This window comes from Streptomyces sp. CNZ287, from assembly GCF_007827615.1.
In genome coordinates, this window is sequence record NZ_VISV01000001.1 from 36,043 (window position 1) to 58,913 (window position 22,871).

General features: G+C 75.2%; 25 protein-coding genes. 18 read left to right on the forward strand and 7 right to left on the reverse strand.

Annotated features, from left to right (window positions below):
* Positions 1–84: 84 nt before the first annotated feature.
* Positions 85–1,707: an MFS transporter gene (locus FB457_RS00135; RefSeq protein ID WP_145780374.1), complete on the forward strand. Its 1,623-nt coding sequence runs from the start codon at positions 85–87 to the stop codon at positions 1,705–1,707.
* A 113-nt stretch (positions 1,708–1,820) separates the two neighbouring features.
* Here the strand turns inward: FB457_RS00135 and FB457_RS00140 are convergent, their stop codons facing one another.
* Positions 1,821–2,114: a hypothetical protein gene (locus FB457_RS00140; protein ID WP_047018032.1), complete on the reverse strand. Its 294-nt coding sequence runs from the start codon at positions 2,112–2,114 to the stop codon at positions 1,821–1,823.
* 75 nt (positions 2,115–2,189) lie between these two features.
* On the opposite strand from FB457_RS00140, the gene FB457_RS00145 reads away from it, so the two are divergent.
* Positions 2,190–2,930, forward strand: a complete 741-nt coding sequence (locus tag FB457_RS00145; RefSeq protein WP_145780376.1) for a VOC family protein — start codon at positions 2,190–2,192, stop codon at positions 2,928–2,930.
* A gap of 50 nt (positions 2,931–2,980) precedes the next feature.
* Positions 2,981–3,367 carry a tetratricopeptide repeat protein gene (locus tag FB457_RS00150; RefSeq protein ID WP_145780378.1) on the forward strand — a complete coding sequence of 129 codons (387 nt, stop codon included), beginning with the start codon at positions 2,981–2,983 and terminating at the stop codon, positions 3,365–3,367.
* Between the two features lie 93 nt (positions 3,368–3,460).
* Here the strand turns inward: FB457_RS00150 and FB457_RS00155 are convergent, their stop codons facing one another.
* Complete coding sequence (locus FB457_RS00155) at positions 3,461–4,348, reverse strand: zinc-binding dehydrogenase (RefSeq protein WP_047018029.1); 888 nt, start codon at positions 4,346–4,348, stop codon at positions 3,461–3,463.
* A gap of 110 nt (positions 4,349–4,458) precedes the next feature.
* Between FB457_RS00155 and FB457_RS00160 the strand changes: the two genes are divergently transcribed.
* Entirely contained in the window at positions 4,459–4,881 is a 423-nt protein-coding gene (locus tag FB457_RS00160) for a winged helix-turn-helix transcriptional regulator (protein WP_047018028.1), read from the forward strand.
* A 4-nt stretch (positions 4,882–4,885) separates the two neighbouring features.
* Here the strand turns inward: FB457_RS00160 and FB457_RS00165 are convergent, their stop codons facing one another.
* Positions 4,886–5,821 (reverse strand): LysR family transcriptional regulator, encoded by a 936-nt coding sequence (locus tag FB457_RS00165; protein WP_047018027.1) that lies wholly within the window; start codon positions 5,819–5,821, stop codon positions 4,886–4,888.
* 129 nt (positions 5,822–5,950) lie between these two features.
* On the opposite strand from FB457_RS00165, the gene FB457_RS00170 reads away from it, so the two are divergent.
* From FB457_RS00170 to FB457_RS00210, 10 genes are all read left to right on the forward strand, one after another.
* Positions 5,951–6,943 carry an SDR family NAD(P)-dependent oxidoreductase gene (locus FB457_RS00170; RefSeq protein WP_145780380.1) on the forward strand — a complete coding sequence of 331 codons (993 nt, stop codon included), beginning with the start codon at positions 5,951–5,953 and terminating at the stop codon, positions 6,941–6,943.
* 71 nt (positions 6,944–7,014) lie between these two features.
* Positions 7,015–7,341 (forward strand): DUF6191 domain-containing protein, encoded by a 327-nt coding sequence (locus tag FB457_RS00175; RefSeq protein WP_145780382.1) that lies wholly within the window; start codon positions 7,015–7,017, stop codon positions 7,339–7,341.
* Positions 7,342–7,360: 19 nt separating this feature from the next.
* A complete protein-coding gene (locus FB457_RS00180; RefSeq protein WP_047018026.1) occupies positions 7,361–8,065 on the forward strand; it encodes a type 1 glutamine amidotransferase in 705 nt (234 codons plus the stop codon).
* A 128-nt stretch (positions 8,066–8,193) separates the two neighbouring features.
* Positions 8,194–9,696: an FtsW/RodA/SpoVE family cell cycle protein gene (locus tag FB457_RS00185; RefSeq protein WP_145780383.1), complete on the forward strand. Its 1,503-nt coding sequence runs from the start codon at positions 8,194–8,196 to the stop codon at positions 9,694–9,696.
* Positions 9,693–11,147, forward strand: a complete 1,455-nt coding sequence (locus tag FB457_RS00190; protein ID WP_145780385.1) for a penicillin-binding transpeptidase domain-containing protein — start codon at positions 9,693–9,695, stop codon at positions 11,145–11,147. The genes FB457_RS00185 and FB457_RS00190 overlap by 4 nt, the downstream gene beginning before the upstream one ends.
* Positions 11,148–11,225: 78 nt before the next feature.
* On the forward strand, positions 11,226–11,390 hold the full coding sequence (locus FB457_RS35055; RefSeq protein WP_164492581.1) for a hypothetical protein: 165 nt from the start codon (positions 11,226–11,228) through the stop codon (positions 11,388–11,390).
* Positions 11,391–11,513: 123 nt separating this feature from the next.
* Entirely contained in the window at positions 11,514–12,443 is a 930-nt protein-coding gene (locus tag FB457_RS00195) for an AurF N-oxygenase family protein (protein WP_047018023.1), read from the forward strand.
* Between the two features lie 47 nt (positions 12,444–12,490).
* Entirely contained in the window at positions 12,491–13,255 is a 765-nt protein-coding gene (locus FB457_RS00200) for a TetR/AcrR family transcriptional regulator (protein ID WP_047018022.1), read from the forward strand.
* A gap of 5 nt (positions 13,256–13,260) precedes the next feature.
* Positions 13,261–13,518, forward strand: coding sequence for a hypothetical protein (locus tag FB457_RS00205; protein ID WP_047018021.1), 258 nt, complete (start codon positions 13,261–13,263; stop codon positions 13,516–13,518).
* A gap of 89 nt (positions 13,519–13,607) precedes the next feature.
* Positions 13,608–14,849: a C40 family peptidase gene (locus FB457_RS00210; RefSeq protein ID WP_145780386.1), complete on the forward strand. Its 1,242-nt coding sequence runs from the start codon at positions 13,608–13,610 to the stop codon at positions 14,847–14,849.
* Positions 14,850–14,860: 11 nt separating this feature from the next.
* Here the strand turns inward: FB457_RS00210 and FB457_RS00215 are convergent, their stop codons facing one another.
* Together FB457_RS00215 and FB457_RS00220 are read right to left on the reverse strand one after the other, a co-directional pair.
* Positions 14,861–15,280 (reverse strand): roadblock/LC7 domain-containing protein, encoded by a 420-nt coding sequence (locus tag FB457_RS00215; protein WP_047018019.1) that lies wholly within the window; start codon positions 15,278–15,280, stop codon positions 14,861–14,863.
* Positions 15,277–17,538 (reverse strand): ATP-binding protein, encoded by a 2,262-nt coding sequence (locus FB457_RS00220; protein ID WP_145780388.1) that lies wholly within the window; start codon positions 17,536–17,538, stop codon positions 15,277–15,279. The genes FB457_RS00215 and FB457_RS00220 overlap by 4 nt, the downstream gene beginning before the upstream one ends.
* Positions 17,539–17,769: 231 nt before the next feature.
* On the opposite strand from FB457_RS00220, the gene FB457_RS00225 reads away from it, so the two are divergent.
* Positions 17,770–18,537 carry a protein phosphatase 2C domain-containing protein gene (locus FB457_RS00225; protein WP_047018017.1) on the forward strand — a complete coding sequence of 256 codons (768 nt, stop codon included), beginning with the start codon at positions 17,770–17,772 and terminating at the stop codon, positions 18,535–18,537.
* Between the two features lie 150 nt (positions 18,538–18,687).
* Here FB457_RS00225 and FB457_RS00230 read toward each other — a convergent pair whose 3' ends face one another.
* On the reverse strand, positions 18,688–19,674 hold the full coding sequence (locus FB457_RS00230; RefSeq protein ID WP_145780390.1) for an alpha/beta hydrolase: 987 nt from the start codon (positions 19,672–19,674) through the stop codon (positions 18,688–18,690).
* Between the two features lie 144 nt (positions 19,675–19,818).
* Between FB457_RS00230 and FB457_RS00235 the strand changes: the two genes are divergently transcribed.
* Complete coding sequence (locus FB457_RS00235) at positions 19,819–20,292, forward strand: MarR family winged helix-turn-helix transcriptional regulator (protein WP_047018015.1); 474 nt, start codon at positions 19,819–19,821, stop codon at positions 20,290–20,292.
* Positions 20,293–20,398: 106 nt separating this feature from the next.
* Here FB457_RS00235 and FB457_RS00240 read toward each other — a convergent pair whose 3' ends face one another.
* Positions 20,399–20,899, reverse strand: coding sequence for a MarR family winged helix-turn-helix transcriptional regulator (locus FB457_RS00240; protein WP_253911414.1), 501 nt, complete (start codon positions 20,897–20,899; stop codon positions 20,399–20,401).
* Between the two features lie 386 nt (positions 20,900–21,285).
* Between FB457_RS00240 and FB457_RS00245 the strand changes: the two genes are divergently transcribed.
* Positions 21,286–22,167 (forward strand): lysozyme, encoded by an 882-nt coding sequence (locus FB457_RS00245; protein ID WP_047018013.1) that lies wholly within the window; start codon positions 21,286–21,288, stop codon positions 22,165–22,167.
* Positions 22,168–22,591: 424 nt separating this feature from the next.
* Positions 22,592–22,864, forward strand: coding sequence for a hypothetical protein (locus FB457_RS00250; RefSeq protein WP_047018012.1), 273 nt, complete (start codon positions 22,592–22,594; stop codon positions 22,862–22,864).
* Positions 22,865–22,871: the final 7 nt, after the last annotated feature.

The window sequence follows — 22,871 nt, forward strand, 5'->3', positions numbered from 1 at the left end:
AAATCCGTCCCGCTCGCTCGACGCACGGGTGAGAGGCGCCCGAAGGGGGCGCCGGACGGTCGTTTCCGACAAGGAGCACACCTCATGGCCACCGACATCGCGAACCGGGCCGGGCGGCGGGAGTGGATCGGGCTCGCGGTGCTCGCGCTGCCCGTCCTGCTCATCTCCCTCGACGTCTTCGTCCTGCTGCTCGCCCTGCCCCACCTCAGCGCCGATCTCGGGGCGAGCAGCACCGAGCAGCTCTGGATCATGGACATCTACGGGTTCATGCTCTCCGGCTTCCTCGTCACGATGGGCACCCTCGGCGACCGCATCGGGCGCCGCCGCCTGCTGCTCACCGGCGCGGCGGCGTTCAGCGTCGCCTCCGTCGTCGCCGCGTACTCCACCGGCCCGGAGATGCTGATCGCCTCCCGCGCGCTGCTCGGCATCGCGGGGGCGACGCTGGCGCCGTCGACGCTGGCGCTGATCACCAACATGTTCCAGGACCCCCGGCAGCGGTCGGCCGCCATCGGCGTCTGGTTCATGTGCTTCATGGGCGGCGCGGCGATCGGCCCGCTGGTCGGCGGGGCGATGCTGGAGCACTTCTGGTGGGGCTCGGCGTTCCTGCTCGGGGTGCCCGCGATGGTGCTGCTGCTGGTCCTGGGCCCGATCGTGCTGCCCGAGTACCGCGACACCAGGGCGGGCCGGCTGGACCTGGCGAGCGTGGCGCTGTCCCTGGCGGCGGTGCTGCCGCTGGTGTACGCGGTGAAGGAGCTGGCGAAGGACGGCTGGGCGCCGGTGCCGCTGGCGGCCCTCGCGGCGGGCGGGGCGTTCGGGACCGTCTTCGTCCGCCGCCAGCAGCGGCTGGAGCACCCGCTGATGGACCTGCGGCTCTTCCGCAACCGGGCCTTCTGCACCGCCCTCGGCGGGATGTTCGCCGGCACGTTCCTGATGGGCGCGCTGATGCTGTTCATCACGCAGTACCTGCAGATGGTGCAGGGGCTCACGCCGCTGAAGGCGGGCCTGTGGATGCTGCCCGCGGTGGCGGCCTCCGGGTTCAGCTTCGGCCTCGCCCCCGTCGCGGCCCGCTACGTCCGCCCCGCCCGGCTCATCGGCGGCGGGCTCTGCGTCTCGGTCGTGGGCCTGCTGCTGCTCGTCATGGCTGACGTGTCCGGCGGACTGCCGTACGTCGTCACGGGGTTCGCGCTCATCAACCTGGGGGCGGGGCCGCTGGTGACCCTCGGCACCGACCTGGTCGTCAGCTCCGCGCCGCCGGAGAAGGCGGGTTCGGCGGCGGCGATGAACGAGACCAGCGGCGAGTTCGGCTACGCGCTGGGCATCGCGACCCTGGGCAGCATCGGCACGATCGTCTACCGCGGGCAGATGGAGGACGGCGTGCCGGCCGGCACCCCGGGTCCGGCGGCGGACGCCGCCCGGGAGGGCATCACCGGCGCGGCCACCGCGGCGGCGGACCTGCCGGCGCGGACGGCGGAGGCGCTGCTGGCGCCGGCGCGGGAGGCGTACGTGAGCGGGATGCACGTGGCGGCGGTCATCGCGGCGGTGCTGCTCGCGGGGGTGGCGGTCCTGGCCGTACGCCTCCTGAACCACGTCCCGCCCACGGGCACGGCGCCGCAGGAGCCGGCACAGGACGGCGAGGCGCCGGACGTCGCCGGACCGGACGCCACCGGCGACGGCACGGCGCCCGCCCCGGAGCCGGTACGCGGCTGAGCGCGGCCGTCCGCGTCGCCCGCAAACCCGCACCCCGCCCCACCACCTCCGGGGCGGGCGGACTTCCCGCCCGCCCCGGACGGCTGTCCGGGGCCGGCCCGCCGCCCCGGGCCTCAGCCGATCGGCGGCCGGGCCGCCTCGCGCAGCGCCATCCGCGCCGCGACCGTACCCCCGTTCAGCGTCTCCCAGAACGGGTGGATGGATATCTCGATGGACAGGTCGCGGAACCTCTTCCGCAGCACCGTCTCCTGCCGGTCGAGCTCGGGCGTCCATCTGCTGCCGGCCCGGTGCTCGACGCCCGCGCTGTCCGTGTACGGGCGCAGCGGAAACTCCTCCAACCGCTGCGCGACGGCGAACCACTCCCGCTTCGCCCGCAGCAACTCCTCCGGAAACTCGTAGTCGCTCACGACTCACTATCATACGTGTGTTCGATTTTCAGAAGCGAGCCGCCACACACGACACGGGTGCATAGGATCGCCGGTATGCCTCTGCGACCCGTCCAGGTGAACATCAAGGCCGTCGACCACCCGGCGGTCGGCCGGTTCTGGGCGGAGGCGCTCGGCTGGGAGGTGCAGGCGTCCGGCGCCACCACCTACGTCGCCCCCGCAGGCGGCCTCCGGTGGCCGCACCCGGCCGTCCTCGGCATCGACGTCGTGCCCGTACCGGAACCCAAGACGGCGGCGAAGAACCGCGTGCACCTCGATCTCGCCACCCTCTCGGCGGCCCACCAGGAGGAGTTAGTCGAACGCCTCCGTGCGCTCGGCGCGGCCCCCGTGGACGTGGGCCAGGCGGAGGTGCCCTGGACGGTGCTCGCCGACCCGGAGGGCAACGAGTTCTGCGTGCTGGAGCCGCGGGACGTCTACCGGGACACCGGGCCGGTCGCCGCGGTGGTCGTCGACTGCGCGGACCCGCGGGCCATGGCCCGCTTCTGGGGCGGGGCGACGGACTGGAAGGTGCACGAGGTGAGCGACGAGCACGGGGTGCTCCGCGCCGCCGCGGGCACGGGCCCGTACCTCGAACTCCTCCGCGTCCCGAACCCGAAGACCGCCCCCGACCGGGTCCACCTCGACCTGCTGCCGTACCCCGGCGACGACAAGGAGGCGGAGGTGGCCCGGCTGCGCGCCCTCGGCGCCCGCGACCTCGACGTCGGCCAGGGCGACGCCCCGTGGACCTGCCTGACCGATCCGGAGGACCACGAGTTCTGCGTCCTCGCCCTGCCGTGACGCGCCCGGCGGAGGGTCAGGGCGACCTCTCGGGCGCCACCCGCTCCGAGATGTCCGGAACGGCGCAGCAGGCCAACGGGCTGTTCGACGAGGCCCTTGCCACGTACGACCGGGCGGCCGCCCTGCACCGCCGCATCGGTGACGGCGGCCGGGAGGCGCTCGCCTGGCACGGGACCGGTGAGACCTGCCGGGCGCTCGCCCGCGCCGACGAGGCCGCCGCCTGCCACCGCCGGGCCGCCGCCCGCTTTCACGAGCTGGGCGACCCCTGGCACGAGGCCGTCGCGCTCGACGGCCTCGCCGCGGCGGTGCGGTCCGACGATCCGGCCGGGGCGCGCGGCCACTGGGAGACGGCGCTCGTCCTGCTCGCCGGCTACGGCGATCAGCGGACGGCGGCGCTCCGCGACGGCATCACCGTGCGGCTCGGGGCCGCGGGCTGAGCGGGGGCGCCGGGGTCCCGCCGGGGGCGGGCAACGCATGTGGGGTAAGGGGCTCGTTCCTGGTGCCCTGCCCCTTACGGCAGCGCGCCCTTCTTACGGCACCAGCACCAGCCGCCCCCGTATCCCGCCCTCCGCGAGCCGGGCGTGCGCCTTCGGGGCGTCGGCCAGGTCGTACGTCCCGGCGACCCGGAGTGTCAGCACGCCGTCGTCGACGAGCCGGGCCAGCTCCGCCAGCCGCGGGCCGTCGGCGCGGACGTCGAGGGCCGCGGTGCGGATGCCGCGGACCGGGGGCGGTGCGGTGTTCGGGATGACCGCGGCGAACGCGCCGCCGTCGCGGGTCCAGGGCAGGGCCCGCTCGCCGCCGAGCACCGCCGCGTCGAGCACGGCGTCGTAGCCGGCGGCGGCCGGGGCCGTCGTGAACGCCGCGCCGAGGCCGCGGACCAGCTCCTCGTCCGTCTCCCGGGCCAGCCCCGTCACCGCGACGCCGCGGGCGGCGGCGAGCTGGATCGCGTACCCGCCGAGCGCCCCGGCCGCACCCGTGACCAGCAGCGAAGTGCCCGGCGTGAGGTCCAGCAGGCCCAGCGCCTGGTCGGCGGCGAGCGCGTTGAGCGGCAGCGTCGCGGCGTGCACGGCGTCCGCCGTCGCCGGTGCCGGGGCCGCCGCGGCGCCGTCCACGACCACGTACTCGGCGTGCGAGCCCAGCGGCTTCGCCACCCCGTGCACGAGCGCGACGACCGCCTCGCCCGCGGCGAATCCGGCGCCCGCCACGTCCACCGTCCCCGCGACGTCCCAGCCGAGTCCCGTGTACGCCCCGCCCGGCGCGGCGCCGAAGACACCGGCGCGCGTGCCGGCGTCCACGGGGTTGACCGCCGCCGCGGCCACCTTGATCCGCACCTGCCCCGCGCCCGGCTCGACCACCTCCACGTCGGCGATCGTGACGGCCTCGGGGCCGCCGAACTCCGTTACCACTGCAGCACGCATGACCTGTCTCTCCCTGATCGGTATCGGTTCCGCTGCCGCAACCCTAGGAATAGCTGGTATCTTTCAGTAAGTAGTTACCTGAGAGTGCCTAGGCCACCCGGAGGAGAGCCATGGCGACCATGACGGCGGCCCAGCGGCGCGAGCAGGAGCGCTTCGCGTACGACGCGTTCATGCGCGACTGCCCCACCAACCAGCTCCTCGGCCGCCTCAGCGACAAGTGGGTCGGCCTCGTCGTCGCCGCCCTCTCCGGCGGCCCGCGGCGCTACAGCGACCTGCGCCGGAAGATCGCCGGCGTCAGCCCGAAGATGCTCACCCAGACCCTGCGCACCCTGGAGCGCGACGGCATCCTCACCCGCGCCGTCACGCCCTCCGTCCCGGTCCGCGTCGACTACGAGCTGACGCCGCTCGGCCGCAGCCTCGCCGGGCTCCTCACCGCCGTGAAGGACTGGGCGGAGGAGCACATCGAGGAGGTGCACGCGGCCCGCGAGCGCTACGAGAAGCAGGAGCCGGGGGCGGCGGCGCCGGAGGGCTGAGGGCTCACGCGTGGGCTTCGGGGTCGCGGACGCACTCCCGTACCGCCGCCAGGAAGTCCGCGACCTGCGGGCTCGTCCGCTCCCGCGGCCAGGCCACCGCGATCCGCAGCGGCTCGATGTCGCGCACCGGCCGCCAGACCAGCTCGGGGTGCGTGTAGTACGTGGTCATCGACTCCGCGGCGAAGCACACCGCCCCGCCCGCCGCCACCTGTTCCAGCATCTCCTCGACGTTGTCGTTCTCCGGCCCCCACAGCGGCTCGGAGCCGTCGGGGCGCGGGTTGACCGCCCACCAGTCGACCCACGCCTTCGGCGCCCTGCGCGTCCACATCAGTTGCTGGTCGCCGAGGTCCGCGATGCCCACGTCCGGCCGCGCGGCGAGCGCGTGCGCGCGCGGGAGGGCGACCCAGCGGCGCTCGGTGGCGACGGTGCGCGCGTGCAGCCCCGTCAGGTCGGCGGGCAGCCAGACGAACGCCACGTCGGCCAGGCCGCGGCGCAGGCCCTCGGCCTCGCCGCCCCAGTCGAACCGCTTGGGTTCCAGCACCGTGCCGGGCCGCCGCGCGGCGAACGCCGCCCGCGCCCGCAGCCCCAGCGGCCCCGCGCCGGTGGCGACGAAGCCGAGCCGCAGCACGTCGCGGGCCGCCGCCGCGGCGGTACGGACCTCGCGTACCGCCGCCGCCCACTCGCCGGTGACCCGGCGGGCCGCGGGCACCAGCGCCTCGCCGGCCGCCGTCAACCGCACCTCGCGCCCGGCGCGTTCGAACAGCTCGGCGCCCAGGTCGGCCTCCAGCCGGCGGATCTGCCGGCTCAGCGAGGGCTGGGTGACGTACAGCTCGCGCGCGGCTTCCGTGAAACTCAACCGCGCGGCCACGGCGAGGAAGTAGCGCAGCACGCGCGTGTCGACGTCCGCCGCGGGAACCTCGGCGGCCGGCTGCTCATCCATGCCGGAAGCGTATGGGTGCAGGCATTGGACCGGCACGGAACTCCGGTGTTTCGGTGGTCCCGACCCGGACACGAACCGGTACGGGCAGGGCCGCACGGCCCCGCCCGTACCGCGGAGAGGAGCCCGCCCATGCCCGCACACGAGACCGGCGACGCCCGGCCCGCGGCTTCACACCCCGCCTCCGAACGCCCCGCCTCCGAACGCCCCACTTCCGAACGCGCCGCCGGCATACCCGCGTCCAGACGCGCCCTGCTCAGGACCGGCGCCGCCGGCCTGACCGCGGGGCTGGCTGCGGGCGCCGCCGGGACCGGCACCGCGCGGGCCGCCGCCCCGGCCGCCGCCGGGGCGAAGAGCGCCGGGGGCGGTGAGTTCGACGGCAAGGTGGTGCTCGTCACCGGCGCCACGTCCGGCATGGGCGAGGCCGCCGCCCGCGCGCTGGCGGGCCGCGGCGCGAAGGTGTTCTTCTGCGGCCGGCGGGCCCGGCTCGGCCGCGAGATCGAGGCGGACATCCGCCGCGCGGGCGGCGAGGCCACGTACATGCGCGCGGACGTGCGCCACGAGGGCCAGGTACGGGACTTCGTGCACGGCTGCGTGCGGCGGTACGGGCGCGTCGACGTCGCGTACAACAACGCGGGCGTCGAGAGCCCGCGCGCGGTGCGGCTGCACGAGCAGACGCTCGCGGACATGGAGGACGTGTGGCGCACCAACGCCGCCGGGACGTTCCTCTGCATGAAGTACGAGATCCCGCAGATGCTGGAGCAGGGCGGCGGGGTCGTCGTCAACACGGCGTCGATCTCGGCCGAGGTCGGCTTCGCGACCATCTCCCCGTACAACGCCAGCAAGCACGCGGTGGCCTCGCTCACCAAGGTCGCCGCGCTGGAGTACGCGCCGGAGGGCGTGCGCGTGACGGCGTTCGCCCCGGGGGCGGTGGACACCCCGATGCTGCGGCGGGCGGCGGAGGCGTTCGACCTGACGTACGAGGAGATCGCGCGGGACTACCCGATCCGGCGCATCGTGCGGGCCGAGGAGATGGCCGCGGTGATGATGTGGCTGGGCTCGTCCGCGGCGGCGCCGGTCGTGGGCACGGACGTGGACGTCTCGGGCGGCTGGCTGACGGCCTGAGGCGGCGCGGCGGGAACGGTTCCGCGGGCCGCGGCGTTCTTCGGACGAGCCGAGTCGCGGGAGGCGCGGGGATGAACATCGTTGCGGAGCTGTTCGCGCCCAGCCATGCCCACGCCCGGCGGGCGCGCGAGCGGATGGAGCTCGTCGTGGACGACGTGGGCTCGGGCGATCCGCACCGCGGGCCGATAGACCTCACGTCGGGCAAGGTCGTCATCGCCCTCGGGGAGGCGGCGAAGCCGGCGGAGGAGCCGGCGGACGCGGTGCCTTCCGATGCCGTACCGGCCGGCGCGGAGCCCAACGACGCGGAGCCCAACGACGCGGAGCCCGCCGACGCCGAGCCGGCCGACGCGGTCCCGCCGCAGGCCGCCCCCACCCCCGCCGATGCCCCGCGCGCGTAGCTGACCGAGAATCGCACGCATGACGAAGGTTCTCGTGGTGCAGAACGGCCGCGGCGGCGGCCCCCGCCGCTTCGGCGCGTGGCTGGAGCAGGAAGGCGTCACCCTCGACGTCGTGCACGCCTACGCGGGCGCGCCCCTCCCCCGCCGCCTCGACCACGCCGCGATCCTGCCGCTCGGCGGCAGCCCCATGCCCGACGACGACGTGGCGATGCCGTGGCTGGCGGCGGTGCGCGAGCTGGTCGCCGAGGCGCTGGAGCGGGACGTCCCGGTCTTCGGCGTCTGCCAGGGCGGCCAGCTCCTCGCCCACGTCGCCGGCGGCCGGGTCACCGCCTCGCACGGCGAGCCGGAGCTGGGCAGCACGCCGATCACGCTGCGCCCGGAGGCCGCGGAGGACGCGCTCTTCGCCGGGCTCCCGCCGCGGGTGACCGCCGTCCAGCGGCACGTCGACGCCATCACGGAGCTGCCCGCGGGCGCGGTGTGGCTGGCGGAGAGCGAGCGCTGCCCGCACCAGGCGTTCCGCTACGGCGCCCGGGCGTGGGGCGTGCAGTTCCACCCGGAGGCCGGCGCCGACCGCGTGCACGCATGGAGCGACGAGTCCATCCGCGCCCGCGGCTTCGACCCGGTCCGGCTGCGCACCGGGGCGGACCGCGACGAGCGGGAGTCGGCGCAGGTCTGGCAGCAGGTCGCGCACCGCTTCGCGCAGGCGGTACGGGCCGAGGGCTGACCCGCGGCGGTCCGGCGCCCGCCCCGTACAGCCGGAGAGGGCACCCGCGCCCGGGGCCCGCCGTCCGCGCGACCCACCCCGCCCCCGGCATACCCGGCAAATCGGCCACCGCTTGTTACGTTGCCCGCATGACCACCGCCACCGACCCGGCCCAGGCCCTCCGCCCGCCGGGCCGTGCCCGGCGGCTGGCCACGCCGCCGCCCCCCGTGCCCCGCCCCCGCCGCCGCGGCGCCGAACTCGGGCTCCTGGTCTGCGCCGTCGGCGTCATCGCCTACGGCTACGCCAACGTCGGCTACGCCACCTCCGGCGCGCTCCCCGCCGGCCTGGCCACCCACCTCGGCGGCCTCGCCGGGCTCGCCCTCGCCGCCCACCTCGTCGTCCGCTTCCGCGCCCCCCGCGCGGACCCCGTGCTGCTGCCGGTGGCGCTGCTGCTCAACGGTCTCGGCCTGGTCCTCATCCACCGCCTCGACCAGGACACCCCCGGCGACCGCGCCGCGCCCACCCAACTCCTCTGGTCCGCCGTGGGCGTCGCCCTCTTCGCCGGCGTCCTCCTCGTCCTCCGCGACCACCGCGACCTGCGCCCCCGCGCCGCGAAGTACGCGTTCACCGCCCTGTGCCTGATGGCCGCGCCGATCCTCTTCCCCGCCGTCAACGGCGCCAGGATCTGGATCCGGATCGGCGGTCTCTCCCTCCAGCCCAGCGAGTTCGCCAAGGTGCTGCTCGCGGTCTTCTTCGCCTCCTACCTCGCCGCCAACCGCCACGCCCTCACCTTCACCAGCGGCCCGCGCATCCGCCGCCTGCTGCTGCCGCCGCGGCGCGTGCTCGGTCCGATCGTCGCGGTCTGGGGCATCAGCCTGGTGCTGCTGATCCTGGAGCGGGACATCGGCGCCTCGCTGCTGTTCTTCAGCCTCTTCGTGGCGATGCTGTACGTGGCCACCGGGCGGCTCGGCTGGCTGGCCGTCGGGCTGCTGCTGGCCGCGGCGGGGGCGGCGGCCGTCGGCGCGCTGGAGCCGCACGTGCACACACGGGTGGAAGACTGGCTGTCGCCGTTCCGCGCCATCGAGGAGGGGCACGGGCCCGGGCAGTTGGCGCAGTCGCTGTTCGCGTTCGCGGCGGGCGGCGCGCTGGGCGCGGGGCTCGGGCAGGGCCACTCGCTGCTGATCGGCTTCGCCGGCAAGTCGGACTTCATCCTGGCCACCGCGGGCGAGGAACTGGGGATCGCGGGACTGACCGCGCTCTTCCTGCTCTACGCCCTCTTCGTCGCCCGCGGCTACCGCACGGCCATCGCCATCGGCGAGCCGTTCGGCGCGCTGCTCGCCGCGGGCCTGGCCGCGATCATCACGCTGCAGGTGGTGGTGATCGCCGGCGGGGTGTTGGGGCTGGTCCCGCTCACCGGGATGGTCACGCCGTTCCTGGCGCAGGGCGGGTCCTCCGTGGTGACGAACTGGGTGATCGTCGCGCTGCTCGTACGGCTCAGCGACGAGGCCCGTACGCCGCCGGAGGAGCGCCCCGCGCCGGAGGCCGCACCCGCGCGGCCGGAACCGGAACCCGCCGCCGCGACGGCCCCCGCCACCGTCCCCCTCGTCGTCCCCGTCATCGACGAGGCGCGCCCCGCGGACGGCACCCGGTGATCCGCAACACCCGCATCGCCGCCGCCTGCAGCCTGCTGCTCTTCCTCGGCCTCCTCGTCGGCGCCGCCCGCGTCCAGGTGCTCAACGCCCCCGAGTACGACGCCAACCCGGCCAACCGCCGGCACGCCCTGGAGCGCTACGCCCAGCCCCGCGGCGACATCTACGCCGCGGGCCGCCGCCTCACCGGCTCCGAGGACACCCGCCAGGGCCTGCGCTACGAGCGCTCGTACACCGACGGCCGCCTCTACGCCCCCGTCACCGGCTTCGCCTCCCAGCTCTACGGCGCCACCCTCCTCGAAGACACCGAGGACGGCGTCCTCGCCGGCACCGACGGCCGGCTCGCCCCGCTGCCGCTCTGGGGCGACCTCACCCGCAGCCGCCGGCCCGGCGGCCAGGTGCACACCACCGTCGTACCGGCCGTACAGAAGGCCGCGTTCCGCGGGCTGCGCGGCCGCAAGGGCGCCGTCGTCGCCCTCGAACCCGCCACCGGCCGCGTCCTCGCCCTCGTCAGCAGCCCCGGCTACGACCCCGCGCTGCTCTCCGGCAACTCCCCCGCCACCGCGCTGGCCTGGGACCGGCTCACCGGCGACCCCGACCAGCCGCTCCTCAACCGGGCGATCCGGCAGACGTATCCGCCCGGCTCCACGTTCAAGGTGATCACAGCGGTGGCGGCGCTGGAGTCCGGCAGCGTCACCGACATCGACGCGCCGACCCGCACCCCGAACCCGTACCGCCTCATCGGCAGCACCACGCTCCTGCGCAACGAGGCGAGCGGCTGCGCCGACGCGCCGCTGCGGGAGGCGTTCGCGGAGTCGTGCAACACGGTGTTCGCGAAGCTCGGCGCGACGGTCGGCACCCGGCGGATCGTGGAGACCGCGGAGGCGTTCGGCTTCAACGACGGCGGCCTCTCCCTCCCCTCGCCCGTGCTGCCGAGCCACGTCGACACGCGGATGGACCCGGCGCAGGTCGCGCTCTCGGCCATCGGCCAGTACGACACCAGGGCGACGCCGCTGCAGATGGCGAGGGTCGCGGCGACGGTCGCCAACGGCGGCCGGTCGATGCGCCCGTACCTGGTGGACCGGCTCGCGGACGCCGGCGGCGAGACGGTGGCGCGGACCCGTCCCGCGCACGAGGAGACGGTGATGACCCCGGGGACGGCGGCGCTGCTGCGGCAGATGATGATCGACGCGGTCAGCGACGGCACCGGCGGGCCGGCGGCGATCGACGGGCTGACGGTCGGCGGCAAGACGGGCACGGCGCAGCACGGGGTGGACAACTCCGAGAACCCGTACGCCTGGTTCCTCTCCTGGGCGCAGCGGCCGGGGACGGCGGTGCCGGGGGTGGCGGTGGCGGTGGTCGTGGAGGACGCGGAGGCGGACCGCGCGGACATCAACGGCGGCGGCAGCGCGGCGCCGGTCGCGCGCGGGGTGATGCGGGCGGCGCTGCGCTGAACCCCTCGGCGCGGCGGGGCTCTTCTGCCGTCGCGCAGCCGGGAGGGCTCCCCGGACGCGGCTTCTACGATCGACGCCGTGAAGGACATCCTGATCGGCATCGTCATCGGCCTGATCCTCCTCATCGCCGGCGGCGCCGTCTTCTGGCTCCTGGCCTCCGGCAGCGAGGAGAACCGGGAGGAGTGCGAGCAGCAGGCCGAGCGCTCGAACGGCCGGGTCACGTGCATCGTCACCGTCGAGTGACGCCCGCCGCCCGCCCGTGGGCACCTTACTCACGCGTCAACCGGACGCGTCGGGGGCATTGACGGGCTTGCTGACAAGCTGTCTCATAAGAGGTGACCGCCGGTAACTCTCCCAGGAGACGCGATGACCACGACGACGGGGCACCTCGCGCTGACGGACGCGCTCGGCCCGCTCAAGGACCGCGAGAAGGTCGCGGAACGGCTCCTCGCGGCGTCGGAGAAGCACTCCTTCGACCCGGACAGGGAACTGGACTGGGACGCCCCGGTCGAAGAGGGCAAGTGGTTCTGGCCGCCCGAACTGGTCTCCCTCTACGACACCCCCATGTGGCGGCGGATGTCCGAGGAGCAGCGGAGGGAGCTGGCCCGGCTGGAGGCGGCGTCGCTGGCCTCGCTGGGCATCTGGTTCGAGATCATCCTCATGCAGTTGCTCGTCCGGCACATCTACGACAAGCCTGTCACCAGCAACCACGTGCGCTACGCCCTCACCGAGATAGCCGACGAGTGCCGGCACTCCATGATGTTCGCCCGGATGATCACCAAGGGCGGCGCGGAGCCCTACCCCGTCAGCCGCTTCCACCACAACCTCGCGCGCGTCCTCAAGACCGTCTCCACCACCCCCGGTTCCTTCACCGCCACCCTCCTCGGCGAGGAGATCCTCGACTGGATGCAGCGGCTGGTCTTCCCCGACGAGCGGGTCCAGACGCTGGTGCGCGGCGTGACCCGGATCCACGTCGTGGAGGAGGCACGGCACGTCCGGTACGCGCGCGAGGAGCTGCGCCGGCAGATGCTCACCGCGCCCCGCTGGGAACGGAACGTCACCCGGCTCACCTCCGGTGAGGCGGCCCGGGTCTTCTCCGTCTCCTTCGTCAACCCGCAGGTCTACACGGACGCGGGCCTGAACCGGGCCGAGGCGGTCGCGCAGGTGAAGGCCAGCCCGCACCGGCGCGAGGTGATGCAGACGGGCGCGAAGCGGCTGACGGACTTCCTCGACGACATCGGAGTGCTCCGGGGCGTCGGACGCAGGCTGTGGCGCAGCTCCGGCCTGCTGGCCTGAACGGGCCGGGCCCGCCGATTCCGGCCCGGCGGGCTACGCTGCCGGACATGAGCACTGCGTCCGACCGGGGAGCCCGCCCCGCCGCGCCCCCGCCGGCGGTCGCGTACCGCAGGCTGAGCGTCTCCCAGCGCCGCAGCCAGTTGCTCGCCGCCGCGCTCGGCCTCTTCGCCCACCGCGCCCCCGAGGACGTCTCGCTCGACGACGTCGCCGCCGCCGCCGAGGTCTCCCGCCCGCTGGTCTACCGCTACTTTCCCGGCGGCAAGCAGCAGCTCTACGAAGCCGCCCTGCGCAGCGCCGCCGACGAACTGGAGCTGTGCTTCCGCCAGCCCCAGCAGGGCCCGCTCACCCGCCGCCTCACCCGCGCCCTCGACAGCTACCTCGGCTTCGTCGACGAGCACGACGCCGGCTTCAAGGCCCTCCTCCAGGGCGGCAGCGTCGTCCAGACCAGCCGCACCACCGCCATCGTGGACGAGGTACGCCGCTCCGCCGCCGAGCAGATCCTGCTGCACATCGGCGTGCCCGAGCCGGGACACCGGCTGCTGACCATGATCCGCACGTGGATCACGGCGGTCGAGGGCGCCTCGCTGATCTGGCTGGACGAGGGGAAGCAGCCGCCGCTGCCCGAGCTGCGCGGCTGGCTCGTGGACCACTTCATCGCGCTGCTGGTCGCCACCGCCGCGGGTGACGAGGAGTGCGGCCGGGTGCTGCGCCGGGCGCTGGAGCTGGAGACCGCGGAAGGACCCGCGGGCGACCTCGTCCGCCGCATCGCGCCGTTCCTGCCCGACGCCGGCCACCTGCTCGGCGAGGACTGACCGCCGTGCGCACGGAGGACACCGCGTTCGTCGGCGGCCCGCTGGACGGCCGCACGCTCGCCGTGCACGTCGGCGCGACGGGCCGGCCGCCGAAGGTGTACGAGGTGCCGGTGCCCGACCCCGGGGGCGGCCCCCCGGCCGTGCACGTCTACCGGCTGGAGCCGGCGAACCTCAGCCCGCGGCTGAAGCTGCCGCGGGGATGGGTGTACACGTACGACCCGGAGGGCGTGCCCGAGCGGCGCAAGTGGCCCTGGGCGCGCTGACGGGCCGTCAACCCTCACGGGTGATGGTATTACGCGGTTTCGCCCAGTGCCGACGGGAACGCGGCGGTCGCGGGGGAAGCCTTGCCTACATGTCGCGCACCCCCCGCCCCGCCCTCACCGCCGCCTCCGCCGTCCTCCTCGCCGCCGTGCTGGCCCTGCCCGCCGACGCGGCGCCCGTGCCGGACGTACCGGACGTACTGGACGTACCGAAAGCGGCAGATGCAGCCGACGCCGCCGGCCCCGCCGGCCCCGCCTCGGATCCCGCGGCACCGGCGGCGGACGGCGGTGAACCGGCCGCCGACGCCCCGCCCGGCGAACTGCTCACCCGGCTCCAGACCCTCCACGGGCAGGCCGAGCGCGCCACCGAGGCGTACCACGCGACCGCCGAGGACCTGAAGGACGCCCGCGCCGAGACCGCCAGGCTCACCGGCGACCTCGCCGACACCCGCGCCGACCTGGCCACCGCACGCCGCCGCGCCGGACTCCTCGCCCGCGCGCAGTACCGGGGCCCCGGGCTCGCCCCGTACCTGCAACTCCTCGTCGCCCGCGACACCGAGACCGCGCTCGACCGCAAGCAGGTCATCAGCCGCGCCATCGGCAACCAGGCCGCCGTCGTGACCCGGCTGGAGTCCGGCGCCAAGCGGCTCGGTGCGCTGACCGCCTCCTCGCGGAAGGCGCTCGACCGGCAGCGGGAGCTGACGGGCGAACGCAAGCGGCGCCGGGACCGCGTGGACGACCGGCTGACGGAGGTGGCCGACGCACTCGCGGAGCTGACACCCGCGAAGCTGGCGGCTCTCGACCGGCTGGAGGTACGGGGAGCGGAGGAGGACCGGCGGGAGCTGATGGCCCCGGACGGGGCGGACGGCGGCGGCCCGGACGCGGCGGTGGACGGCAAGCCGGGCGGGGCCCGCCCGGAAGCTTCCGGCGGTACGGACCGGACGCGGCGGCCGGGTACGTGGGGCGCCGCTGAGCGGGAGCCGTCGCGCGCCGGCCGGCGGGCCGTCTCGTACGCCCTCGACCAGGCCGGCAAGCCGTACCGCGCGGGCGCCGGCGGGCCGCGGGCCTACGACTCCTCCGGGCTCACGCAGCGGGCCTGGCGCGAGGCGGGCGTCCGCATCCCCCGTACCGCGCGGGGGCAGTGGCGGGAGCTGCGCCGGGTGCCGCTCACCGCGATGCGGCCGGGGGACATCGTGGTGTACCACCGCGACGCCTCGCACGTCGCGCTCTACCTGGGGCACGGCCGGGTGGTGGAGGCACCGCGCACGGGCCAGCGGGTACGGGTCGTCCCCGTCACCATCCGCCCCCTGCGCGGCGCCGTGCGCCCCGGCTGACGGCGGCGCGCTCAGCCGGTCAGCTCGCCGCGCAGCCCCGGGGTGAGGACGTGGCCGACGCGGCCGACGAACAGCTCCATGTGGTACGCGGCCACGCTCAGGTCGCAGTCCGGCTCGGTCAGCACGCCGAGCAGCGAGCCGTCCCCCGCCTCCATCACCACCAGGCAGCCGTCCTCCATCGCCACCATCGTCTGCTTCACCCTGCCGCCGTCCATGACGTCCGCGGCCCCGTTGGTGAGCCCGCCGATGCCGGAGACCACGGTGGCCAGTTGCTCCCCGGCCGACGCGGACTGCGGCGGGGCGGCGAGGAGGGGCAGCCCGTCGACCGAGACGACGACCACGGACCGTACGCCGGGCACCTCCGCGGTGAAGTTGTCGAGCATCCACCGCAGGCTGCTGATGGTGTCCCGGTGTTCCTGTGTGCTGTTCACGTACTGGCTCCCTGCTCCTTCGCGTCCCATGTCGCGGCCTCCGCGGCGGCGGCCCGCCGCCCGTCCCGAGACCCCTGCTGCAACCCCCCGAGCAACCGGCGCACCTCCCGCGCGTCCGCACCCCGCCGCGCGGCCTGCGCGGGCACGGCGACCACGGCCCGCACCGGTGCCGCGGGCCACCCGCCGGGCGACTCGGCGCCGCGCTGCGGGGCGACGGCACGGGCGGGCGGGGCACCGGCGGCAGGACCGGGGGCGGCGGCCCGCCCGGCCGGTACGGGGCTGAGCGCCGCAGGGCCGGTTGCTGGGTGGCCGGGGGCGGGGTGGCCGGGGGCGGGGTGGCCGGGGGCGGGGTGCTCGAACGCCGGGTGGCCGGGCGCGGCTTGGCCGGTCGCCAGGTGCTCGGCGGGCGGGTGGCCTGCGGACGCGGTGACGGGCGCCGGTTGACCTGCCGCCGCGTGGGCGGGCGCCTCGCGGGCGGGCGCGGGTCGGGCGGGGACCGCGCGGGCGGGTGCCTCACCGGGCACCGCCGCACCGGCGGCCGCCCCGGCGCCGGCGGGCACGGGGGTGCCCGTCGCCGTACCGTGCCGCGGCGGCGCCACCGCGCCCCCGGAGACCGTGCCGCCGGGCCGGCGCCGCGGCAGCATCCCCGCCTCGGCGCGCACCCATCCGCCGGTCCGCGGTGCGGCGGCGGGCCGGGCCGACGCGAACGGCGGCGGCGCCGGACGTACGCCGCCGTCGGGCGGCGGGCCGGAGCGCTGCGGACCGACCCGTACGGGCGCCGCACCCCCGTCCCGTACGCCCCGGCTCTCGGCGTCCGTGCGCGGACCCGGCTCCGGCCGGGCGCCGCGGGCCGCGGGCACCGGCACGGCACGCCCCGCACCACCGGCCGCCGCGGCACCCCCGCCACCGGCAACGCCACCCGCACCAACACTGCCGGCAACGCCCACCGCCCCGGCCGCGCTGCCGGCGAACCCGGCGCCGCCGCCGGCCGCGCCGACTCCCGCGAGCCCCGCGGCACCACCGCCCGGCCCGGCACCGCCGCCCGCCGCTCCCGCTCCCGCGAATCCCGCGGCGTCGCCGCCGACCGCGGCGGAGGCTCCCGCGAGCCCCGCGTCATCGTCCGTACCGTCCGCCGCGCCGCCCACCAGCAGCCGCCCCGGCAGCCGGACCTCCGCGTCCACCCCCCGGTCCCGCAGCCGCAGCTCCACGCCCACCCCGTGCCGCGCCGCCAGCCGCGCGACCACGTACAGCCCCAGCCCCAGCGCCTCCCGCGGCGCCGGGCCCGGATCGGTGTCGGCGAGCCGGGCGTTGAGGTCGTCGACCCGGGCCGCCGGGCTGATGCCGATGCCCTCGTCCCGTACGACGAGCAGCAGATCGCCCGTCCCCAGCAGCCGCCCGGTCAGCAGCACTTCGGACTCCGGCGGGGAGCACGACGTGGCGTTCTCCAGCAGCTCCGCCAGCAGGTGGCTCGCGTCGCCGGAGGCGAAGCCCGTGACGTGCACCTGCGGCACGTCCGGGGAGAGCACCACCCGCTGGTACGACTCGATCTCGCCGACCGCCGCGCGCAGCACGTCGATCAGCGGGACGTTCGCGCGCCGCGTGCCGCGGTGGTCGGCGCCCGCGAGCACCAGCAGGTTCTCGCTGTGCCTGCGCATGCAGGCCGCGAGGTGGTCGAGCCGGAAGAGGGTCTCCAGCGTGCCGGGCTCCTGCTCGTGCGCCTCCAGCTCGTCGATGAACGACAGTTGGCGCTCGACCAGCCCCAGCGTGCGGCGCGACAGCCCGACGAACGTGCCCTGGACGCTGGCCTGGAGCCCGCCGATGCGCTCCGCGAGCGCCGCCCGCTCGCGCAGCAGCGAGTCGCGCTCGACGACGTGGTTCTCCCTTGCGGCCGCCAGCTCCGCGCGTACAGCGGCGAGTTCCGCCGCCTTCTCCGCGGCGTCCTCGGTGTCGGCGCCGTCGGCTGCCTGCATGCCGCGGGCCGCGTACACGACGACGCCCACCGCCAGCACCGCGCACAACGCCAGCAGCGCACCGTGCACTTGCAGCGCGCTCGCCGCCTGCGCCCGCTCCTCTGGGTCCGCGCCGCTGACGCCGCGGAGCGCGCCGACCAGGCCGGGCGCGCCCGCCGCGAGCACCGCGGCGCCGACGACGAGGTACGCCGCCTTGGCGCGCGGCGAGGTGCGCGGCGCGGGGTGCGCACCGCGACGGCGTCCGGCGCCCCTGCCCTCCTGCCGATCCGGCTGCACGGGGGTCCGCAATGGCTCTCCTTCGACTCTTTGTCCCGCGGCGCCATGTCCTTGCATTTCGGACTGTTGGTGGCTGAGTCCGGTTGCGCCTCGGCCCGCGGGTCGACCTTGGCAGCAGGTGTCCTATGCAGGCGGACTTTGCCCCGGCGCTCACTCGAACGAGCGAACATGTGTTGCCGGGGTGCCGCCGGTCCTTCCGCCGGGCGTCACGGGCCGTGCGGTCCGTACGGGCAGACTGGGATCATGCGCATCGAACTGGCCAGCGACCCCGCCGCACCCCCCGCCCCGAACGAGGACTACGCCGCCGTGGCCCTGCCCGCGTCCGGCACGGGCGGGGCGGTGGTGGTGCTGGACGGTGTGACGCCGCCGCGGGACGGGGACACCGGCTGCGTCCACGGCGTGCCGTGGTTCGTGGCGCGGCTCGGCGGCGCGTTCCTGGAGCTGGCCGGCACCCGGGAGACTCCGCTCACGGACTGCCTGGCGGCGGCCATCCGCCGCACCGCTGCGGCGCACGGCCCGGCCTGCGACCTCACCCACCGGCGGACGCCGCAGGCCACGGTGGCGGCGGCGCGGTGGGACGGTGAGAGGGTGGAGCACCTGGTGCTGTGCGACGCGGCGCTGCTGCTGGAGGGGCCGGACGGGGCGGTGCGGCCGGTGCTCGACCTGCGGCTGTCGCAGGTGCCGCGCAGCCGTCCCGCGGAGGAGATGCGCAACGTCGAGGGCGGCTTCTTCACCGCCGCCGCCGACCCGGAGGTCGCCGCGCGGGCGGTGGTGGGCAGCGTGCCGCGTACGGAGGTGGCGGCGCTGACGGCGCTGACGGACGGGGTGACGCGCTGGACCGAGGTGTTCGGCTTCGGCGACTGGACGGCGCTGCTCCAGCGGGTGCGGAAAGCGGGGCCGCGGGGCGTGGTGGCGGAGGTACGGGCGGCGGAGGCGGCGGACGCGGACCGCAGCCGGTACCGCAGGGGGAAGGTGCACGATGACGCGTCGGCGGTGCTGGTGGAGCTGTGACGAGCGATGAGTGACGAGTGACGAGCGCCGACTGACAGATGACAGATGACGACAGATGCCAGATTGCGGGGGAGTTCGGACGGCCCGCGGCCCGGGCGGCTGGGGGAGTTGCCCGGGCCGAACGGAGCGGCGGGGAGGGGCGGTACGGACTCAGTCGGTGCCGAACGCCCGGCGCAGGACGGCGACGGCCTGCCCGATGGCGGCGTCCGCGGCGTGGGTCTCGCGCAGGGCGTTGAGCATCACGAAGTCGTGGATCACGCCCTGGTAGCGGGCGGCGGTGACCGGCACCCCGGCCTGGCGGAGCTTGTTCGCGTACGCCTCGCCCTCGTCCCGCAGGACGTCGGCCTCCGCGGTGATCACGAGCGCCGGCGGCAGGCCCGCGAGCTGCTCGGTGCTCGCCCGCAGCGGCGAGGCGGTGATCTCGGCGCGCTGCGCCTCGTCGGTCGTGTACTGGTCCCAGAACCACTGCATCGCGTCGCGCCGCAGGAAGTAGCCCTCGGCGAACCGGCGGTACGAACCGGTGTCGAAACTCGCGTCCGTGACCGGGTAGAACAGCACCTGCTGCACCAGCGGTACGTCCCCGCGCTCCTTGGCCTGGAGCGTCAGGGCGGCCGACATGTTGCCGCCGACCGAGTCGCCCGCGACGGCGATCCGCGCGGGGTCGAGGCCGCTGGCGGCGCCGTCGGTGACGATCCAGCGGGCGACCGCGTAGTTCTGCTCGATGGCGACGGGGTAGCGGGCCTCGGGCGACAGGTCGTACTCGGGGAAGACCACGGCGGCCCGCGCGCCCACCGCCAGCTCGCGCACGAGCCGGTCGTGGGTGTGGGCGTTGCCGAAGACCCAGCCGGCGCCGTGCAGGTAGAGGATCACGGGCAACGCCCCCGCGGCGTCCGCGGGCCGGACGATCCGGGTCCGCACGGAACCGGTCGGACCGCCCTGCACGGTGACCCACTCCTCGGCGACCTCGGGCTTCTCGATCTCGCCCGACTGCACCTCGTCGACGGTCTTGCGGCCCTCGGCGGGGCCGAGGTCGAAGAGGTAGGGCGGGTTGGCGGTGGCCCCGGCGAAGGCCGCGGCGGCGGGCTCCAGGACGGGAGCGGCGGGGGTGTACGCGGCGGGCTTCCGGTTCTCGGACATGGCGGGTGCTCCTCCGGGGGTCGGACCTCTCGATACCCCATAACACTAGGGCACGATTACCTTGTACACAAGCCAATCGCTCCTTATTAACTTTGAGCCTCCCCGGTGGGTACGATGACGGTACGCGCAGAGAGAGGGGCCCGTATGGCGACCACCGACACCGCGGCCGAGGCGCCGGGGACCGAGGACGAGTTCCGCAAGCTGGACGAGTTCTTGTGCTTCGCCCTGTACTCCGCGCAGCGCGCGGTCATGAACGCGTACCGCCCGCTACTCGACAAGCTCGGCGTGACCTACCCGCAGTACCTGGTGCTGGTCGCGCTCTACGAGAACGGCCCGTCGCTGGTGAAGAGCCTCGGCGCCGCCCTGCACCTGGACTACGGGACGCTGACCCCGCTGCTGAAGCGGCTGGAGGCGAACGGCCTGGTGACGCGGGAGCGCCGCGCAGACGACGAGCGGCTGGTGGAGGTGTCGCTCACACCGGAGGGCACGGAGCTGCGCCGGAGGGCGAATGTCGTGGTGCCGTCGCTGGACGAGGCGATGGGGCTGACGGCGGAGGAGCAGGAGGAGGCGAAGGCGCTGCTGCGGAAGATGTCGGCGAACCTGGCGGCACACGGCTGACGGGGGCCTGGAGCGCCAGGCCGCCCGGGATGGCCGAAGCGACCCGCGACAGCGCACCTAAGGCTGTACCCCGGGACGGCGCGGCGCCGAGGCGGGAAGAGGCCCCCTACCACCGCCCGCCGCCGCCTCCGCCCGCGTGCAGTTCGTTGAACCGTCCCAGCAGCCGGGCGAGTTCCGCGACCTCGGCCGGGTCCCAGCCGGCGAGCTGCTGGACGTACTCGGCGTGCCGCGCCCGCCGTACGCTCAGCACCCTCCGCCGCCCCTCCACCGTGAGCCGCACGAGCGCTGCCCGGCCGTCGGCGGGGTCGGGTTCGCGGTCGACGAGGCCCAGTTCTTCGAGGGCGTGGAGTTGCCGGCTGATGGTCGCCTTGCCGATGTTGAAGTAGCCGGCGAGTTCGGAGGCGCGCCGCCCGCCGCCCTCGAGTTGGGCGAGCAGGGCGTAGGCGCCTGGTTCGAGCCCGGGGTGGACCTGGCGGGCCATGTCCGCCGCGATGCCGCGGGCCCGGCGGTAGAAGACGGCGAGTTCCCGTTCCAGATCGAGGAAGACGTGGTCCACACCATTTTCCTCGTCCGCCTGTTCGCCTCCGGGGGTTTCGGCCTTGTGCACGTCAGGGGCCCTTCTGGCTTTCCACGAGCTGAAAGTTTTCTTCAGAAGCGACAGAAGCCGCAGCTCCCCCAGTATTTCGCAGGCGTAGACCAAAGGCACCTGCCGGGCCCTCTTTCGCTCCCGCGCGCCCAGCGCTTACCTTCGGCGCAGCACATAGTGACATGGCCACACCAAGGGCCGGGCCAAGGCCCCGCAGGCGTACGAGGACGGGCCACTGCCGCCCCGCCGCTCCCGCCACACCCCAGAGCCGGCCGCACCACACGCCCGGCACCTCCGCCCCTCCGCCTACCGGCACCACCGGAATCACGGCTTACCGGAACCACGGCACCACCGGTACCACCGGCAAAACCGGCACCACCGAGGAACCCCCACACCCGGAGGAACGCATGTCATCCGCAGTCCGCACCCGCCGGCGCATCGGGCGCCGCTCCCTCGCCGCCGCCACCGCCGTCGCGGCCACCTCGCTCTCCCTCGTCGCCGGCCTGACGAGCCCCGCCGCCGCGGCCGGCGACCGGCTCAACCCCAACCCCCGCGACCTGGAGCGCGGCGAGGCGTACATGGGCGCCGGCATCCGCCTCCACGAAGGCACCGGCGCCCCCGCGGGGTCGGCCGGGGCGGCCGGCCAGGAGGCGGGCCCGCTGGCGACCGTCGAGGGCGTCGACGTCTCCAGCCACCAGGGCAACGTCAACTGGTCCACGCTCTGGAACGCCGGCAACCGCTTCGCGTACGTCAAGGCCACCGAGGGCACGAGCTACAAGAACCCGTACTTCACCCAGCAGTACAACGGCTCGTACAACGTCGGGATGATCCGCGGCGCGTACCACTTCGCCCTCCCGAACGGCGCGAGCGGCGCCGCCCAGGCCGACTACTTCGCGAGCAACGGCGGCGGCTGGTCCCGCGACGGCAAGACGCTTCCGGGTGTGCTGGACATCGAGTACAACCCCTACGGCGCCACGTGCTACGGCCTCAGCCAGGCGTCGATGCGGAGCTGGATCAGCTCCTTCCTGACGCGCTACCGCGAGCGCACGGGCCGGTACGCGGTGATCTACACGAACACCAACTGGTGGACCCAGTGCACCGGCAACTACAGCGGCTACGCGGGCAACCACCCGCTGTGGATCGCCCGTTACGCCTCCTCGCCGGGGACGCTGCCGGCGGGCTGGGGCTTCTACACCTTCTGGCAGTACACCTCGACGGGCCCGACGGTGGGCGACCACAACAAGTTCAACGGCGCCTACGACCGCCTCCAGGCCCTGGCCAACGGCTGACCCGCCCCTCAACCCCCGCCGGTCCCTCCGGAGCTGCTCCTCCGGAGAGACCGGCGGTCACCCGTTCCCGGCGGGCAGACACCCGGCGGCCACGAGAGCCTCCCGCAGGTCGGCCACCATGCCGGGGGTGACGTCCGGGCACCCGCACGATCAGGCTGTAGGTGCGGTTCGAGGCGCGCCAGGCGTCGTCTTCGCGCTGGGTGCAGAACGTCCTGAACTTCCGCAGGGTGCCCGGAGACCCGGTACCGGGTCTCCGGGCAGGCCCACCACGGACCAGCCGGTCGGCCTGTCTCCCACGCGTGTCCTCCGCTCCCCCGCCGTGTTGCCGCAAGCCCGTCCGCGACCGAAGACCAGGGGGAGGCGCCGCGGCCGAACGAGTACCGGACGGGTCGTCATCAGGGCAAGGAGCCGCCGTGGCCGGCAAGTGACGATCAGCTCGGAGGAGTTGGCGGAGGTGCGCATCGCGCTGCGCCGTACCCTGCCGCGCGACGCCTCGCGGCCGCCCGAGCCGGAGTCGGGCGCGGTCGGCGGCGAGGAGGCGTCCGACCTGCTGGGGCGGCTGATGACGCTGGGGGCGACCCTCGTGGAGGGCAGGGAGCTGGCCGTCACGGAACTCGCGGACAGGCTGACGAGGAGCGAGATGCGGACCTGCATCACGGACCAGGCGCTGGGCCGCGCCTTCGTCTTCGGGGAGTGACCGCGGC